This is a genomic window from Salipiger bermudensis (genome assembly GCF_019801965.1).
Lineage (GTDB): Bacteria > Pseudomonadota > Alphaproteobacteria > Rhodobacterales > Rhodobacteraceae > Salipiger > Salipiger bermudensis_A.
In genome coordinates, this window is sequence record NZ_JAHVIA010000006.1 from 324,272 (window position 1) to 339,309 (window position 15,038).

14 protein-coding genes are annotated in these 15,038 nt (G+C 68.1%); 10 read left to right on the forward strand and 4 right to left on the reverse strand.

Features of this window, described 5'->3' with window-relative positions; translation table 11 throughout:
• Positions 1-340: 340 nt before the first annotated feature.
• From KUV62_RS15365 to KUV62_RS15375, 3 genes are all read right to left on the reverse strand, one after another.
• On the reverse strand, positions 341-1,567 hold the full coding sequence (locus tag KUV62_RS15365; RefSeq protein WP_222604598.1) for an FAD-dependent oxidoreductase: 1,227 nt from the start codon (positions 1,565-1,567) through the stop codon (positions 341-343).
• 147 nt (positions 1,568-1,714) lie between these two features.
• On the reverse strand, positions 1,715-2,746 hold the full coding sequence (locus KUV62_RS15370; protein ID WP_222604599.1) for an autotransporter domain-containing protein: 1,032 nt from the start codon (positions 2,744-2,746) through the stop codon (positions 1,715-1,717).
• Between the two features lie 538 nt (positions 2,747-3,284).
• Complete coding sequence (locus tag KUV62_RS15375; RefSeq protein WP_222604600.1) at positions 3,285-4,202, reverse strand: LysR family transcriptional regulator; 918 nt, start codon at positions 4,200-4,202, stop codon at positions 3,285-3,287.
• A gap of 146 nt (positions 4,203-4,348) precedes the next feature.
• On the opposite strand from KUV62_RS15375, the gene KUV62_RS15380 reads away from it, so the two are divergent.
• The 8 genes from KUV62_RS15380 (at position 4,349) to KUV62_RS15415 (ending at position 12,103) form a co-directional block, all read left to right on the forward strand.
• Complete coding sequence (locus tag KUV62_RS15380; RefSeq protein WP_222604601.1) at positions 4,349-5,299, forward strand: VOC family protein; 951 nt, start codon at positions 4,349-4,351, stop codon at positions 5,297-5,299.
• Positions 5,296-5,673, forward strand: a complete 378-nt coding sequence (locus KUV62_RS15385; RefSeq protein ID WP_222604602.1) for a Rieske (2Fe-2S) protein — start codon at positions 5,296-5,298, stop codon at positions 5,671-5,673. Before KUV62_RS15380 ends, KUV62_RS15385 begins: the two co-directional genes overlap by 4 nt.
• 2 nt (positions 5,674-5,675) lie before the next feature.
• Positions 5,676-6,806 carry an FAD-dependent oxidoreductase gene (locus KUV62_RS15390; protein ID WP_222604603.1) on the forward strand — a complete coding sequence of 377 codons (1,131 nt, stop codon included), beginning with the start codon at positions 5,676-5,678 and terminating at the stop codon, positions 6,804-6,806.
• Between the two features lie 71 nt (positions 6,807-6,877).
• Positions 6,878-8,041, forward strand: a complete 1,164-nt coding sequence (locus KUV62_RS15395) for an MFS transporter (RefSeq protein ID WP_222604604.1) — start codon at positions 6,878-6,880, stop codon at positions 8,039-8,041.
• A 57-nt stretch (positions 8,042-8,098) separates the two neighbouring features.
• Entirely contained in the window at positions 8,099-9,046 is a 948-nt protein-coding gene (locus tag KUV62_RS15400) for an MBL fold metallo-hydrolase (protein WP_222604605.1), read from the forward strand.
• 132 nt (positions 9,047-9,178) lie between these two features.
• Positions 9,179-10,360, forward strand: a complete 1,182-nt coding sequence (locus KUV62_RS15405; RefSeq protein ID WP_222604606.1) for an alpha/beta hydrolase family protein — start codon at positions 9,179-9,181, stop codon at positions 10,358-10,360.
• Between the two features lies 1 nt (position 10,361).
• Positions 10,362-11,333 (forward strand): fumarylacetoacetate hydrolase family protein, encoded by a 972-nt coding sequence (locus tag KUV62_RS15410; protein WP_222604607.1) that lies wholly within the window; start codon positions 10,362-10,364, stop codon positions 11,331-11,333.
• The gene (locus KUV62_RS15415; RefSeq protein ID WP_222604608.1) at positions 11,330-12,103 is read left to right on the forward strand and encodes a cyclase family protein; all 774 of its coding nucleotides are present in this window, start codon (positions 11,330-11,332) and stop codon (positions 12,101-12,103) included. Before KUV62_RS15410 ends, KUV62_RS15415 begins: the two co-directional genes overlap by 4 nt.
• 308 nt (positions 12,104-12,411) lie before the next feature.
• On the opposite strand, the gene KUV62_RS15420 is transcribed toward KUV62_RS15415, so the two are convergent.
• Positions 12,412-13,224: an efflux RND transporter periplasmic adaptor subunit gene (locus KUV62_RS15420; protein WP_261395688.1), complete on the reverse strand. Its 813-nt coding sequence runs from the start codon at positions 13,222-13,224 to the stop codon at positions 12,412-12,414.
• Between the two features lie 81 nt (positions 13,225-13,305).
• On the opposite strand from KUV62_RS15420, the gene KUV62_RS15425 reads away from it, so the two are divergent.
• The gene (locus KUV62_RS15425) at positions 13,306-14,301 is read left to right on the forward strand and encodes a methyltransferase (RefSeq protein ID WP_222604609.1); all 996 of its coding nucleotides are present in this window, start codon (positions 13,306-13,308) and stop codon (positions 14,299-14,301) included.
• The gene (locus tag KUV62_RS15430; protein ID WP_222604610.1) at positions 14,298-14,870 is read left to right on the forward strand and encodes an AAA family ATPase; all 573 of its coding nucleotides are present in this window, start codon (positions 14,298-14,300) and stop codon (positions 14,868-14,870) included. The genes KUV62_RS15425 and KUV62_RS15430 overlap by 4 nt, the downstream gene beginning before the upstream one ends.
• The last annotated feature ends 168 nt before the right edge of the window (positions 14,871-15,038 follow it).

Consider the following 15,038-nt stretch of genomic DNA (forward strand, 5'->3'; position numbering starts at 1 on the left):
GGCGGTCATCGGGGTCTCTGGTCGAGGGGGGGGCTCGGCGATGCAGGTCACGAATCTCACGGGGCACGCGCCCTGTCGCCGCATTGATCGAGTGGGTGGTTTTGCGCCCGGCAACACCATAGGCCTGCGAGCGGTCTGTACCGCAATTCTGCCGAACGGGCGTTCACGCCCGGCCATGATGGCGACGGTCCTCCGTCGCCCGCCCGCCGGAGCAGACCCCAAAGGCGGAGCCAGCGACCGCGTCCGTGCGAGCGGACGGAGAACCAGTTGGCAGGAGCAGGCATTGCTCCGGCGCCTTTCTGCAAGGCGCCGGAACGGTCCTGCGCAGGGGTCTCCAGGATCAGGTGACGTGCAGTTCCTTGAGGTTCAGCGACATCACCTCGGCATCGGCGAGATAATCCTTGGTGATGAGCTTCTCGAGCACCCTGGTGTTGTCGAAGACCATGTCGCGCAGAATGCCGACTGGCGCGGCGGCATGGTGAAACTGCTGGCCGAGCTTGCGGGCGAATTCCACGTGGTGGTTGACGTAGGACACCCGCTCGCGCTCGTAGCGGGCGAACGCCTTGCTGACAGCGGCCCGGTCCGACAGATCGCAGCCCCCGAGCGCGCGACCGAGGAAATAGCCGTCCTCGATCGCCATGCCCATGCCATAGGCGGCATAGGGCGAGACCGGGTGCACGGCATCGCCGACGCAGGCCACGCGCCCCGTCGTCCAGGAGGTCAACGAGGGGCGATTGTAGATCTCCCAGCGGAACACCTGCGTGGAGAAATCCGTGCGCTCGGCGAAGGCGGGCAGCGGTGCCGCGAAATGCGACAGGCGCTTGCGCAGGTGCGCCTCGACATCTTCGGGCGCCTCGGCCGTCTCGCCGGACTTCTCGACGATCCACCACTCCCAGCCGGGCTTGCCCTCGTGCAGCATCGGGAAATAGCTCGCTTGGACATCGCGGGCATGGGTGATCGCGCCGGTCGATCGGTCGAGCCCGCCCCAATCCTCGCACCAGGCCAGCCAGACCCGCAGCCCGACGTGAAACAGGCCGGGATCGCCGAAGGCCTGCGCCGAGACCTTCGAGCGGATGCCGTCGGCGCCGATCAGCAGGTCGGCCTCCACCGGCGCCGCGTTTTCAAACACGACCCGGATGCCCGCACTCGTATCCTCGTAGCCGCTGACCGCCCGGTCCGGCACGATCACCCCGTCGGGCAGCAATTCGAGCATCTTGCGAAAGGCGGTCGCGCGCAGCACGCCATAGTGCCAGCCGTCGATCCCCAGCGCGCTCTCGACCTTCTCGTTGAACGGCAGCCGGGCACGGACCTTGCCCTTGTTGTTGCGGAATTCGACCAGGGTCTTGGAGCCGAAGCTCGGCCCCACGTCGACGCCGTAATGCCGCAGCACGGCCAGCACGGGCGAGGACAGCAGCACCGCGCCCCCGAGCGGTTTCGGCTCGGGGGCCTTTTCGAAAACCCGCACGTCATAGCCCTGCCGCAGCATCTCGAGCGCCGCGGAAATTCCGCCGGGCCCCGCCCCGGCGATCGCCACCCGGCGGCCGGGCCGCCACGCCATCTCAGTCATGTCTCTCTCCCCAGAGCAACAGGCTGCGCCTTGCATATTTGTGCAGGTCACAGCCCGGACGCCCGCCCCCGACGAATGGTCGCCGAAACCCGGGCAAGTTTCCATGCGTGGCGCAGCGGCACCCTGCCGGCCGCCGCGCCACGCGCCTCAGAAGGTCACCCCGAAGGCGACCACGAAGGCCTCCTTCTGACGATTGCCGTTGAAGCCGTCGTAGCGGCCGTAATTGACGTTGAGCAGCGCGCTTTGCGACAGCTTGACCATCGCGCCGACGAAGCTGTTCAGGTAGGTGCTCTCGTCGACGTAATCGGCGTAGGAATTGACGTATTCGTGGTCGAGCCCGAGCCCGATATAGGGATGCACCTTGCCGAGACCGCCGAAGGACAGCGCGGCATTGGCATAGATCGACCCGTATTCGTCCGAGCTCTCGCCGCGCGGCCCCTTCTCGACCTCGCCGAAGGAATTGGTGGTTTCCTCGAACCAGGTCTTCTGCCAGGCGGTGCCGATGGTCGGACGCAGCATCCAGCCCTCGGGCAGCGCCGGGATGTCGGCCTTGGTGAAGGTGCCCACCGCGTCGGCCTGGAGGTAGAGCCGGGACGCGTCCTGCTCGACCTCGAGCATGCCGAAGGGCAGCGGGATCTCGGTCTCCGAGGTCTCCTCGAACCAGCCGGCGCGCAGCGCCACGCCCCAATTGTCGTTGAGCTTCTTCAGCACGTCGCCACGCAGGGCGATCTGGCGGATCTCGGCTTCGCCATCGGCGTGGCGGATGTCGACCTCGTTGCGGTCGATCTCGACGCCGATGCCCACCATCAGGTCGGTGCTCGGGGCAAAGAGATACTGCAGGCCGAAGCCATGCGCCTGGCTATCGGATTCGAGCTCGGCCACGCCGTTGCGGGTCGGCCAGCCGTTGGACCAGCGGTTGCTGGACGAGAAGCGCAGATAATGCGCGCTCTCGCTCGGTCCCTTGTTCAGCTGCACGATGGCGCTGAGCGGCGCCAGTACGTCGGTGATGCCGTCGCCGTAGCCGTCCTCCGGGTTGCCCGGCACCTCGGTCAGCGCCGACATTGCGCGGCCGAGCGCCACGCGCGACTGCACCGTGCCGTAGCGCTCGTTCGAGGCCATCGTGCCGAGCAAGCCCGAGCGGCCCATGTTGGCGAGCGCCCGGATTGACATGGGCGGCATGTTCTGCGCCCCCGCCGCGGGCTGCTGCTGCGCGATAGCAGGTGTCGAAAGGCACAGAATGGCTGTGCCCAGAGCGAGGGTCGCTTTGAGTTTGAGCATTGGGCTCCTCCCTGGTTGTCTGGCCTCTCCGGCCCGGACGGCCGCGCCCTGCCCTGCAATGGGCAGCCACGTGCCGGCGCCTGCTGCAGCGTGCGTCAGGCGGTATTGGTGCCGTGGCCGGACATGTGCAGGCCGCAGGAGGCCTGCCCGCGCGCCCGGGCCGCGGTTGTCGATCGACATGATGATGTGCGTGTCGCGGCCCGGGCCGGCGCCTCAGCGCGGGCTCAGCCGCTCATCGTCCCCGCTAACGCGGGGAGCCTGAGTGTCGCATTCTGTCCTCCATCAGCGCGCGTTGCCTCCCCCGACAACGCTTCGTCGCGCTTGAGGACAGACCCTATGCGTCGGCACTGGGGAAAGAAAAATTGATTCTATCTCATATACCTATTCACGCGATAAATGGGTCGGCATTTGTCGCCATGATGGGTCGGGGAGGGGGGCGTCACTCCGGGCCGCCCGGACGCGGCGGCACGGAGTCGTGGATCAGCTGCCGCATCCAGGCCAGCGCGGGGTCGCGGTTGCGGTGCGACTGCCAGCGGATGCTCTGCTGCAGCAACGGGAAGTCGAAGGGGGCGGGCTTGATCACCAGCCCGCCCCGCGCCACCTCGGGCTCCGCAAGCCTGCGCTGGATCAGCGCCACCCGGTCGGTGCCGCGGATCAGCGCGGGGATCGACGAGAAGACATAGGTCGAGAGCACCTTGGCGGGCGTCACCCCGGCCTGTCGCATCGACACCGCGGAGAAGCTGTCCTGCCCGGTGAAAGGCTCCATCAGCACGTGCGGCGCCTCGGCGAAGCGCTCCACGGTCATCTCGGCCTGCGCGTGCGGCCCCTCTGCCGCGACCAGCACAACCAGCTCGTCCTCGAAGAGGATTTCGTGCTCTTGACTGCTGCCGCCAAGATAGTCCGGCACGACTAGAAGATCGGCCTCGCCCCGGTCCAGCAGCAGGCTCGGCTGCGCGTGCTGCGGGCGCAGGTTGAGCCGCACATTCGGTGCTTCGGCGGCCAGCCGGCGCGACAGCCCCGGCCCCAGCACGGTCAGCGAGTAATCCGAAATCACCACGTTGAAGGTCGCGCTGTCCTCGGCCGGATCGAAGTGCGGGCGGATGCGCGTGGCGCTTTCGACGCGCACCATGATCTCGCGCACCGGCTCCTGCAGGCTCTGCGCCAGCGGGGACAGCTCCATCCCGCGCCCGACCTGCACCAGCAGCGGATCATCGAAGAACGTCCGAAGCCGCCCCAGCGCGTTGGACATGGCCGATTGGGTGATGAACATCTCCTCCGCCGCACGGGTGACGCTGCGGGTCTTCAGCAAAATATCCAGCGCTGCCAGCAGGTTCATGTCGAGCTTGTTGAAACGCATACGGTCCCTCCTCCCAGCAATTCAGCTGATCAATGTCAGACATTCATCAAAGCAATTTTCTAAATACCTCTGCCAAAGCTACACGATTGGCAAGCAGGATTCGCACCCAACCCGAGGCGGGTGCAGGCAGACGGAGGAGGCTGACCATGCGCATCATCGGACCCGATTACCTGGTGTTCGGGGTGGACGATCTGGAGGGATCGAAAACCTATCTCGAGGATTTCGGCCTGACACCTGTGCAACTGGACGAGACCGGCTGGCTCTATGAGACGCTAGACGGCACCGGCGTGATCATCCGCCACCGCGACGATCCCAGGCTGCCCGTGCCGTTGCAAACCAAGAATATGCTGCGCCAGCAGGTCTACGGTGTAGAGGATGCGGCCACGCTCGATGCGATCGAGGCGGAGATGTCGAAGGATCGCCGCGTCACCCGCCTGTCGGATGGCGGGCTGGAGTTCAGGGACGACCTCGGCTTCGAGCTGCGCTTCCAGGTGACCATCCGCCGGGAGCTGTCGATGCCCGCCGAGAAGATCAACGCCCCCGGCGCCCCGGCGCAGCGCGCGGCGAACGAGCTTGGCGTCACCGACGACATGGCCGCCCTGCCCCGCACGCTGAGCCACGTGGTGCTCTTCGTGCCCGATATCGACAAGATGGTCAGCTTCTTCTGCGACCGACTGGGCTTTGTCATCACCGACGTGCTGTCCGGCGCCGGCCCGTTCCTGCGCCCGGCGGCAAACGATGACCACCACACGCATTTCTTCATCCGCACCCCTGCCTACATGCAGGGCTGCGAGCATCTTGCCTTCCACATGGGCGGGCCGACCGAGCTGATGGTGGCGGGAGATCGCTTCGTGCGGAAAGGCTACCAGAGCTTCTGGGGGCCGGGCCGGCACAAGTTCGGCTCGAACTGGTTCTGGTACTTCAACAGCCCGCTCGGCTGCCATTTCGAATACGACGCCGACATGGACAAGCACGACGACACATGGGTGGCGCGCGAGGCGCCGAACGGCCCCGAGGCGAGCCAGATGTTCTTGCTGCAGTGGCGCGAGAAATGGGCGCCGGGCGGCGGGCCCGAGGGCGGCTCCGGCACGCCATGAGCGCCGGGCAACTGAGGCTTTGCCACCGTGACGACGTTCCCGAGGGCGCGGCCCGTGGCTTCCTGCCCCGGCCCGGCGCCGCGCGCAACGTCATCGTGGTGAAGCGCGAAGGGAGACTGCATGGCTACATTGATTCCTGCCCGCATTACCGCGGCGGCACGCCAATGGCCTGGCGCAGGGATGCCTACCTCAACGGCGACGGCACGCATCTGGCCTGTCACGCCCATGGGGCCCTATTTGACATCGAGACGGGGGCCTGCGTGTCCGGCCCCTGCCTGGGACGGAAACTGACCCGCGTGCCCCTGAGCGAGGCACCGGACGGGTCTATCAGCGTCCCGGCGCAGGTCGCCGGACGCGCAGCACGGGAGGGCTGATTATGGGAGAGGCAAAGAAGGTACTGGTGATCGGCGGCGGCTTTTCCGGCATGTCCGCGGCGATCATGCTGGCACGGGGCGGCATCGAGACCGACCTCGTCGAGATCGACGCCGGCTGGCGCAGCTACGGCGCGGGCATCAGCCTGCACGGCGCGACGCTGCGGGTCTTTGCCGAGCTCGGGATCCTCGACGCGTTCAAGGCCACCGGCGCGGCGACGGACGGCCTGGTGGTGCGCATGCCGCACAACGATGAGGTGATCGTCACCATCCCGACTCCGCCGATGCCCGGCACCGGCCTGCCCGGCAATGCCGCGATCATGCGCCCGGCGCTGGCGGCGATCCTCGCAGAGGCCACCCGCGCCGCCGGTGTCTCGGTGAGGCTCGGCTGCAGCTTCGAGACCCTCGCGCAGGACGAGGCAGGCGTGGATGTCACCTTCACTGACGGCAGCGGGGCGCGCTATGACGCCGTGATCGGCGCCGACGGGCTCTATTCCAGGACCCGGGCCATGCTGATGCCCGATGCGCCGTGTCCCGAATATGTCGGGCAGGCGGTGTGGCGGGCCGAGATGGCCACGCCTGAGGGCATCGAAACCCTCAACATGTGGCTCGGCGAGGGGCTCAAGGTCGGCATCAACCCGGTCTCCCACGGCCGTTCGTACATGTTCGTCACCGAGGACCGCCCGACCAATGACTGGGTCGAGGCATCCGATCTTCTGCGGCAGATGACCGCGCTGCTCGACCGGTTTCCGTCGCCGATCCTGACCGGCGTCCAGGAGGGGCTGAGCGCCGACAGCAAGCTGATCTACCGCCCGCTCGAGAAGATGCTCCTGCCGCAGCCGTGGCACGCTGGCCGGGTGATGCTGATCGGCGACGCGGTGCATGCGACCACGCCGCATCTCGGTGCCGGCGCCTGCATCGGGATGGAGGACGGGCTGGTGATCGCCGAGGAACTGCTGCGCGCAGATACCGTGGCCGAAGCCTTCGCCGCGCATGAAGCGCGCCGCTGGGAGCGCTGCAGCATGGTCGTCAACAATTCCGCGCGGCTGTCGGAGATCGAAGTCACCGGCGGCGACCAGCAGGAACACAACGCGATCATGGGGCGGTCGATGATGGCCCTCGGCGCGCCGGTCTGACCGGGCTGCGATCGGGACGAGTTCAGGGGAGGAAGGCCGGCGGGAGGCCGGCTTATCAGGGAGGACGACACATGTCGGAAACACAAGTTCACGCCGGGGCGGTCCCGGCGCCAAGCGAGCTGCGCAAGATGGGGGCCGCGGCGCTGATCGTCGGCCATTGCGCGGGGCTGATCGACCTCGTCGCCCTGCCGGTCTGGGTCGGTGCGCTGATCGCGCGCTTCGGCTTCGGCCCGCGCGGGGCCGGGGCGCTGGTGACGCTGTTCCTGATCGGCGCGGTGATCGCCAGCGTGCTGACCGCGCGCAACTTCAACCGCCTGCCGCGCAAGGCGCTGGCGGTGGCGGGCTACGGGCTTTCGGCGCTGGCTTTCGTGCTGGCCGCCGGACAAAGCGGCTTCGCGCCGCTGGCGGCGCTGCACCTGCTGGGCGGCATCGCGACCGGCATGGCGCTGAGCCTGGTGCATGGCAGCATGGGGCGCGCGGCCAACCCGCACCGGCTGTTTGCCTTCGCGGGCGCGGGGCTTGGCCTGTTCGGGGTGATCTACATGGGCGCGGTGCCGCAACTGCTGGCGCTGCACGGCGGACAGGTGCTGTTCTACAGCTTCGGCGCGATCATGGCGGTGGCGGCGCTGGCGATGTTGCTGGCCTTCCCCACGGTGGCCGGGCAGGCCGAGGGCGTGCCGAGCCGTGCCCCTTTCGCTGCGGGCGTGCTCGCGGTGGTGGCCGGCGTCAGCCTGATGACTTTCAACCAGGCGATGGTGTTTTCCTTCGTCGAGGTTATCGGCAATGCGCGTAACTTCACGCCGCAGGCCATCGTCGGCACGCTGATCGCGCTCGGCATCGTCAACTTCATCGGCCCCGCGCCGCTCGCCGCGCTGCTGGAAAACCGCCTTTCGGCGCGCAGCGTGGTGCTGGCCGGGCCGGTGGTGCAGGCCAGCCTCGCGCTCGTGCTGACCTTCGTCACGGTCCTGGCCGTCTGGGCGCCGGTCGCGGCGATTTTCGTCGCGGTGCAGATCTTCACCCACACCTTCGCCTTCGGCCTGCTGGCGCGCATGGACCGCAGCGGCCGCGCTGTGGCCGCGACCCCGGCGATGCTGATGACCGGCTCGGCGCTCGGCCCGATCATCGGCGGCATCCTGATGGAAAGCTTCGGGATCGGCGCGCTTGGCGTGACCGCGGTGATCGTTGCCGCGCTCTCCGTCACCTGCTTTGCCCGCGGCACCCGCGCGCAGGGCTGACCAAGACCAAGGGGTCCGCCAGACCGGCGGACCCGAGACCGAGGAGGAGACCCCAACATGATCAAACGAACCGCAATGGCGCTGGCCCTTGCCGCGCTGGCCACGCTCCCCGCGGCCGCCGAGACGACCTTCACCGTGCTCGGCAGCGGCGGTGGCCCGATCGCCCGCCCCGACCGTTCGCAACCCGCCAACCTTCTGCAGGTCAATGGCCGCAACATCGTCGTCGATGCCGGCGATGGCCTGTCGATCCGTCTGGCCGCGAAACGTGTGCGCATGGGGGCTGTCGACGACGTGCTGCTCAGCCACCTGCATTTCGACCATGCCGGCGGGCTGCTGGCGGTGCTCGGACAGCGCTTCCAAACGAACCCGGACAAGCCGGTGATGATCTACGGCCCGCCGGGGACCGCGGCGCTAATCGACGGCATCGTCGCGGGCATGGGCCCGGCCATGGAAGCCGCCTACGGCATGGAGGATGCCCAGATCATGACGCCCGAACAGCTGGTGCAGGTGCAGGAGATCCGTGACGGCGCCAGCTTCATGCTCGGCGACGTGACGGTGACCGCGGCGAAGAACTCGCACTACAGCTTCGCCCACGGCTCCGACCTCGAGGCCAAGTACGAGTCGCTCTCCTTCCGCTTCGACACGCCGGACCGCTCGATCGTCTACACCGGCGACACCGGCTGGTCAGACGCGGTGATCGCGCTGGCCAAGGATGCCGACCTTCTGGTCACCGAACTGATCGACCTGCCGTCGGTGATGGAGAACGTGCGCCGCACCGCGCCCGAGCATCTGATCGAAGAGATCGAGTGGCACCTGTCTGAGCACCATGTCAGCCCCGAGCAGATCGGCCGCATGGCCGCGGCGGCAGGGGTGTCCAAGGTCGTCGCCACGCACCTGGTGGCCGGGGCCCGCATCACCCCGGAGCAGACCGAGAGCTGGGCCGAACTGATCCGCGCCGGCTTCGATGGCGAGATCGCAATCGCCGAGGACCTGCAGGACTTCTGAGCCGCACCCGGGCATTCATCGCGTGAATGCCCGGGATCACACCTTTCCATTTTCCGAATGTGCGGGCCGCGTCTACCTCTCGGTCCGAAGGGCGAAGCGCCCGCCCCCTCCGACGATCCAAGGAGCCTCCCAATGGCGATGTTCGACTATTTCCCCAATTATGTCTGGAACCTCACGGTCTCCATCGCGCTCGCCTCGGGCGGGCAGATCGGCGAGATCATGGACATGTGCCAGCCGCTGCTCGAGAAGGCGAAGAATGGCGAGGACGCGGGCACCAAGGATTTCATGGTCGAATGGGTGCGCGTCGCGGACAAGCTGACCGCAATCGCCGCCGAAGAGGAATCCGACGGCAAGCTCTTCTCGGCCGGGGACAAGCGCAAGCGTGCGGCGCTCTACTACATCCTTGCCGAACGCATGCAGGGCCAGGGCGACCCCGAGCGCATGGTCACCTACAGGAAGGGGCTGGAAAACTTCCTGACGGGCACGCGGGAGTCCGGCGAGGCCGTGCAGCGCTTCGAAGTGCCCTATGGCGACAAGGTGATCCCGGTGCTCTACACCCCGGCGCAGGGCGTCGAGGGGCCGGCACCGGCGGTGGTCTACCTGAACGGGCTCGATAGCTGCAAGGAGCTGCTCTACTGGTCGTTCCTGCCGCACGAACTGGCCAAGCGCGGCATCGCCACGCTCTGCGTCGACCAGCCCGGCACCGGCGAGAGCCTGCGCCTGCAGGATCTGCCCGCGCATTACGACAGTGAAACATGGGGCACACCGATCTACGAGTGGCTGGCTGCACGCGAGGACGTGGACGCGGATCGCATCGGCATCACCGGCATCTCGCTCGGCGGCTACTACGCGCCGCGGGTCTGCGCCAACGAACCGCGCTATGCCTCGGGCGCGGTCTGGGGCGCCAACCACAACTGGGCCGAGGTGCAGCAGAAGCGCCTCAAGCGCGAGGGCGAGAACCCGGTGCCACACTACTGGAACCACGTGATGTGGGTGTTCGGCGCCGATGACATGGACAGCTTCCTCGCCAAGGCGGCGGGCTTCTGCCTCGACGGGCAGATGCAGAAGATCAAAGTGCCCTTCCTCGTCACCCACGGCGCCAACGACCGGCAGATCGCGCTCGACTACGCCCATCAGAGCTATGACCAGCTGGTGAACGCCCCGCGCCGCGAGCTGAAGATCTTCACCGACCGCGAAGGCGGGGTCGAACATGTCGGTGCCGACAACATGACCTACGGCCGCAACTATATCGCCGACTGGTTCGCCCAGACCCTGTGCGGCCGGCTTTCGGCACCGACGGGCGCGGAGGGCTGACATGCGCTTCGCTACCCTGCCCGACGGCAGCCCGGACGGGCGGCTGCACCTCGTCAGCCGTGACAACACGCGCTGCATTCCCGCCGAAGGAGTGCAGACGCTGCTGGCCCTGATGGACGACTGGGACGCCCACGCGCCGGCGCTCGAGGCGCAATACGCGGCGCTCAACGCCGGCGGCGGCGCGCCCTTCGATGCCGCCGCGGCGCGCGCGCCCCTGCCCCGTGCCTGGCAATGGCTCGACGGCTCGGCCTATGACAGCCACGGCGATCTGATGCAGAAGGTCTTCGGCCTCGATCCCAATCCCAGGGGCCGCCCGCTGATGTACCAGGGCATGTCCGACCGCTTCTATGGCGGCACCGACGACATCCCGCTGCCCTCGGAGGAGGACGGCATCGACTTCGAGGGCGAGTTCGGCGTGATCTGCGACAGCGTCCCGATGGGCAGCACGCCCGCCGAGGCCGCCGCGCGGATCCGGCTGGTGGTGCAGATCAACGACTGGTCGCTGCGCCGCCTCGCGCCCATCGAGATGAAGACCGGCTTCGGCTGGATCCAGGCAAAGCCCGCCTGCTCCGTTGCGCCCGTCGCGCTGACGCCCGGCGAGCTGGGCGATGCCTGGCGCGACGCCCGCGTCGACCTGCCGCTGACGGTCGCGCTCAACGGCGCCCCCTTCGGCCATGCCGAGGGCTATCCGATGAGCTACGGCTTCGACGAACTGCTCGCCCACGCCGCGCAGTCGCGCGACCTTGTGGCCGGAACGGTGCTCGGCTCGGGCACCGTCTCCAACGACGACTACCGCGAGGTCGGCTCCTCCTGCCTTGCCGAGCGCCGGGCCATCGAGCTGCTCGACGAGGGGGCGCCGCGCACGCCCTTCATGCGCTTCGGCGATCGCGTCACCATTGAGTGCCGCAGCCGCGACCGGGCACCGCTGTTCGGCACCATCGACCAGATGGTCATCAAGGGAGGACGGACATGAGCCGCAGGATCATCGACCTTTCGGTCACGCTGACCGACGCGCTGCCCGCCGACCCGCCGGGCATGGGGCCCCGGATCGAGTACATGGCGCATTCGGCCGGCGCCCTGGAATACGCGCAGATGTTCGGCATCCCCGTCGCGCATCAGCTCGACGGCGCCGGGGCCGCGGTCGAGCGTCTGACGCTGACCACCCACAACGGAACGCATCTCGACGCGCCCTGGCACTACCACCCGACGATGAACCGGGGCGAGCGTGCCATCACCATCGACGAGGTGCCGCTCGAGTGGTGCATGGGGCCCGGCGTGAAGCTCGATTTCCGCGACGTGCCCGACGGCCACGTTGTCACCGCCGGCGAGATGGAAGCGGAGTTCGCCCGCATCGGCCACGACCTGAAACCGGGCGACATCGTGCTTGTGAATACCCGCGCCGGCGCGCTCTACGGCCAGCCCGGCTACGTCGCCGCGGGCTGCGGCATCGGCCGCGAGGCCACGCTCTGGCTTGCCGAGCGCGGCATGAAAGTCTGCGGCACCGATGCCTGGAGTTGGGATGCACCGCTGAAGGCAGTGGCCGAGAAGGCCAGGGCGACGGGGCGGTGGGATCTCTTCTGGGAGGGCCACAAGGCCGGGGCCGAGACGGTCTATTGCCACATGGAGAAGCTCGCCAACCTTGACCAGTTGCCGGACACCGGCTTCGAGGTCATCTGCTTCCCGGTCAAGGTCGCCCGCGGCTCGGCAGGCTGGTGTCGCCCCGTGGCCCTGCTTCCCGGCTGACCTGCGGCCGCCCCGCCCCTCCTTGCGGAACCAGGTGCCACCCCCAGGCTTCTTCTGGCCAAAAATATCCCGGGGGAGTCCGCGCCCCCGGCGCGGACGGGGGCAGCGCCCCCACCGATGCCCTGCCGAAAGCCACCAAAGCCTGCGCTACGCGCAGTTCGACCGGCGTCGGTCCCCGGGCGACGGATCCGCAAAGATCCAAGAGACGACCAATCCACCTTTGACGAAGCCGCCCCAAAGCCCCGCGCCCTTCCGTGCGGCACTCGAGCGCGCCCGGCATTTTGCCGTGTCCGCGCCGGGCGCCGGGCTCAGTTCGAGGCCTGATCGAAATCGACGGTGCAGCGGGTGCCGGCCGGGATGTCGGTGCCCGGATTGGCCATCTCGAGCTGCACGCCGAATGTTCCCGAGGCGGCGTCGAAGACGCGATCCACGGTCCGCACCGTGGCCTCGAAGAGGCCGTCGAGCGGCGCCACCTGCGCGACCTGGTAGCTGTCGCCAACCGCGATGCGGTCGAAATAGTCGAGCGGCACGAAGACCTCGACCAGCAGCGGGTCCATCTCGGCCAACACCAGCATTTCCTCGGTGTCCGAGGCAAATTCGCCCGCCGCCGCCTCGACCGAAAGCACGATGCCGTCGACCGGGCTCGTGATCGTGCGCCGGTCGAGCAGGGCGCTGGCCATGCGACGCTCGATCTGCGCCATGTCGCGCGCCAGCAGCGCCTCCTCGAGCGCCATCTCGCTGAGGGTCAGCTCGATGCGCTTGTCCTCGACCGAGGCCTCGGTCACGGTCTCCTTGGCAAACAGCCGCTCGGAGCGCTCCAGTGACTCGCGCCGGAATGCGACCCGCGCCGCCGCGGCGCGCAGCTCCACGTCGGTGCCGGCCTTGGCGCTGGCCATCTCGAGCTGCAGGCTCTGGATGGTGTCCTCGAGCCGGATCAGGGGCTGGCCCGCGCGCACCCTGTCGCCGCGCCGCACCAGCACCTCGTCGATGCGCCCCTGCTCGGTCGAGGTCAGCGAAATCACCGCCTGCGGCTCGATCAGGCAATCATGCGGCTCTGCGAGCGCCGGCGATGCCAGCATCAGGCCAAGAAGAAGCGCCGAGATACGGGGGCAGGCGGGCATCTCAATTCCTCCGATAAGACGCGGCGCCATGTTGCATGGGGCCTGCGGCTGGCGCAAGCTCCGGCGAAACCGGAGAGATGGATGAACAACCGCGACCTGCAAGCCGGTGCCCGGCAACTCGAGGCGACCCTGCTTGGCGAGCTGCCGGCGCTCTCGGCCCTGCGCGCGGCGCTGCATCATCGCCTGTTCGACCGTCTGCCTGCGCCCGGCCCGCACCCGGAGGAGGCCTGGGCGGTGCAGATCCTTTCCGAGCGCGGCGCCCTGTTGGCCGGCGATGACGGCTGGTGCGCCAGCGCGGCGATGACCGAGCTGCTGAGGGCGCAGGACGATCTGGCCGCGCTGGTCGAGTTCACCGCGCTGGCCGCCTGCGACATACTGCGCCACGGTCCTGCCTTGTCGTCGGGGGTGCGGGCGTTCCAGTCCCGTGCCGAGACCTTCGGCTTCTTCCGCTACGACCGCGCACGCGGCACCGGGGCTGCCCAGATCGAGGACACCGCGCCGTGGGTCGCCTATGTCACCGCGCTGTCGCGCCGCGAGGCGCCGGTGCTGGCGCCGCTGATCCCGCTCGACGGCTGCGCGCGGCTGCTCGAGATCGGCGGCAACACCGGCGTCATGGCCGAGGCGCTGCTCGCGCGGCACCGGGCGCTGAGCGCCACGGTGCTCGATCTCCCGGCGGTCTGCCATCTCGGCCGCGCGCGGATGAAGCACCGGCCCGAGCCGCGCCTGAGCTTCCTGCCCGGCGATGCCCGCGAGACCGCATGGCCCGCCGCCGATGCGGTGTTGTTCAAGTCCGTGCTGCACGACTGGGCGCCAGACGACGCCCGCGCCCTGCTGCGACAGGCCGCCGCGCACCTGCCGCCCGGCGGTCGTGTCATCGTCTGCGAACGCGGCGCGCTGGCCGATGAGCCGGTGCCGGGCGGGCTCTCGGCGGCGGCCAACCTGGTGTTCGGACCGTTTTACCGCGCGCCGGCGGTCTACCGTGACTGGATGGTCGCCGCCGGGCTGCGCCCCCTGCCCCCGGTCGACGCGCAGCTCGACATGACCTTCCACGTCATCGCGGCGGAGAAATCTGCGTGAGGCGCCCTACCCTGATCACCCTCTCCGGCCCGCCGGGCAGCGGCAAGACGACCCTCGCAAGGGCGCTTGCGAACCGGATCGGTGCGACATTTCTGTCCTACGACGATTTCGAGACTTTCACCCGCAACGGCCCCGTGGCGATGCGCGACTGGATCGCCCGCGGCGCGCCCTACGAGGAGATGAAGGCACCGGGCCTCGGGCGCGCCATCGACCGAGCGCTGGCCGGTGGTGCGAGGGTTGTCGTCGACACCCCGCTGGGCCCGCTCGATCCGGCGCTCGCGCAGCGACCGTCCGTTTCAATCTGGATCGAACTGCCCCTGGATCTGGCGCTCGCGCGGAAGCTGATGCAGCTGAACGATTCGGTTCCGAGCGGTCAAGAATCAAAATTCCTTGAGTGGCAGAATGGGTATCTTTCCGCCTACCGCGATTTCGTCCATCTGGCCTGCGTGATACAGCGCCAGCGGCTCCGCCCATGCTGCGATTGCGAGATCGTCGGAACAGTTCAGCCCGAACACGCACTTACGCTCATTGTCGAAAAACTGTCCACAGTCGGAATTCTCGCAGAGTGAGATTCACGTCAGCAGACTTGCCCTAATTTCGATAGGAAAAATATTGCCGCACAACCCTTGGATGCGCATAGTAGCGTTGCCTAATCCGCATACGTCGGAAGACATGCAGCGCCTCGGGACAGGGTGGCGAGAATTGGGCAAATTGGAATTAAGTTCTGGAATACCGAT

What these genes read in the sequence shown, in the direction of transcription:
- KUV62_RS15365 (WP_222604598.1), bottom strand. Translation starts at nt 1,567, where the DNA reads ATGACTGAGATGGCGTGGCGGCCCGGCCGCCGGGTGGCGATCGCCGGG.
- KUV62_RS15370 (WP_222604599.1), bottom strand. Translation starts at nt 2,746, where the DNA reads ATGCCGCCCATGTCAATCCGGGCGCTCGCCAACATGGGCCGCTCGGGC.
- KUV62_RS15375 (WP_222604600.1), bottom strand. Translation starts at nt 4,202, where the DNA reads ATGCGTTTCAACAAGCTCGACATGAACCTGCTGGCAGCGCTGGATATT.
- KUV62_RS15380 (WP_222604601.1), top strand. Translation starts at nt 4,349, where the DNA reads ATGCGCATCATCGGACCCGATTACCTGGTGTTCGGGGTGGACGATCTG.
- KUV62_RS15385 (WP_222604602.1), top strand. Translation starts at nt 5,296, where the DNA reads ATGAGCGCCGGGCAACTGAGGCTTTGCCACCGTGACGACGTTCCCGAG.
- KUV62_RS15390 (WP_222604603.1), top strand. Translation starts at nt 5,676, where the DNA reads ATGGGAGAGGCAAAGAAGGTACTGGTGATCGGCGGCGGCTTTTCCGGC.
- KUV62_RS15395 (WP_222604604.1), top strand. Translation starts at nt 6,878, where the DNA reads ATGTCGGAAACACAAGTTCACGCCGGGGCGGTCCCGGCGCCAAGCGAG.
- KUV62_RS15400 (WP_222604605.1), top strand. Translation starts at nt 8,099, where the DNA reads ATGATCAAACGAACCGCAATGGCGCTGGCCCTTGCCGCGCTGGCCACG.
- KUV62_RS15405 (WP_222604606.1), top strand. Translation starts at nt 9,179, where the DNA reads ATGGCGATGTTCGACTATTTCCCCAATTATGTCTGGAACCTCACGGTC.
- KUV62_RS15410 (WP_222604607.1), top strand. Translation starts at nt 10,362, where the DNA reads ATGCGCTTCGCTACCCTGCCCGACGGCAGCCCGGACGGGCGGCTGCAC.
- KUV62_RS15415 (WP_222604608.1), top strand. Translation starts at nt 11,330, where the DNA reads ATGAGCCGCAGGATCATCGACCTTTCGGTCACGCTGACCGACGCGCTG.
- KUV62_RS15420 (WP_261395688.1), bottom strand. Translation starts at nt 13,224, where the DNA reads ATGCCCGCCTGCCCCCGTATCTCGGCGCTTCTTCTTGGCCTGATGCTG.
- KUV62_RS15425 (WP_222604609.1), top strand. Translation starts at nt 13,306, where the DNA reads ATGAACAACCGCGACCTGCAAGCCGGTGCCCGGCAACTCGAGGCGACC.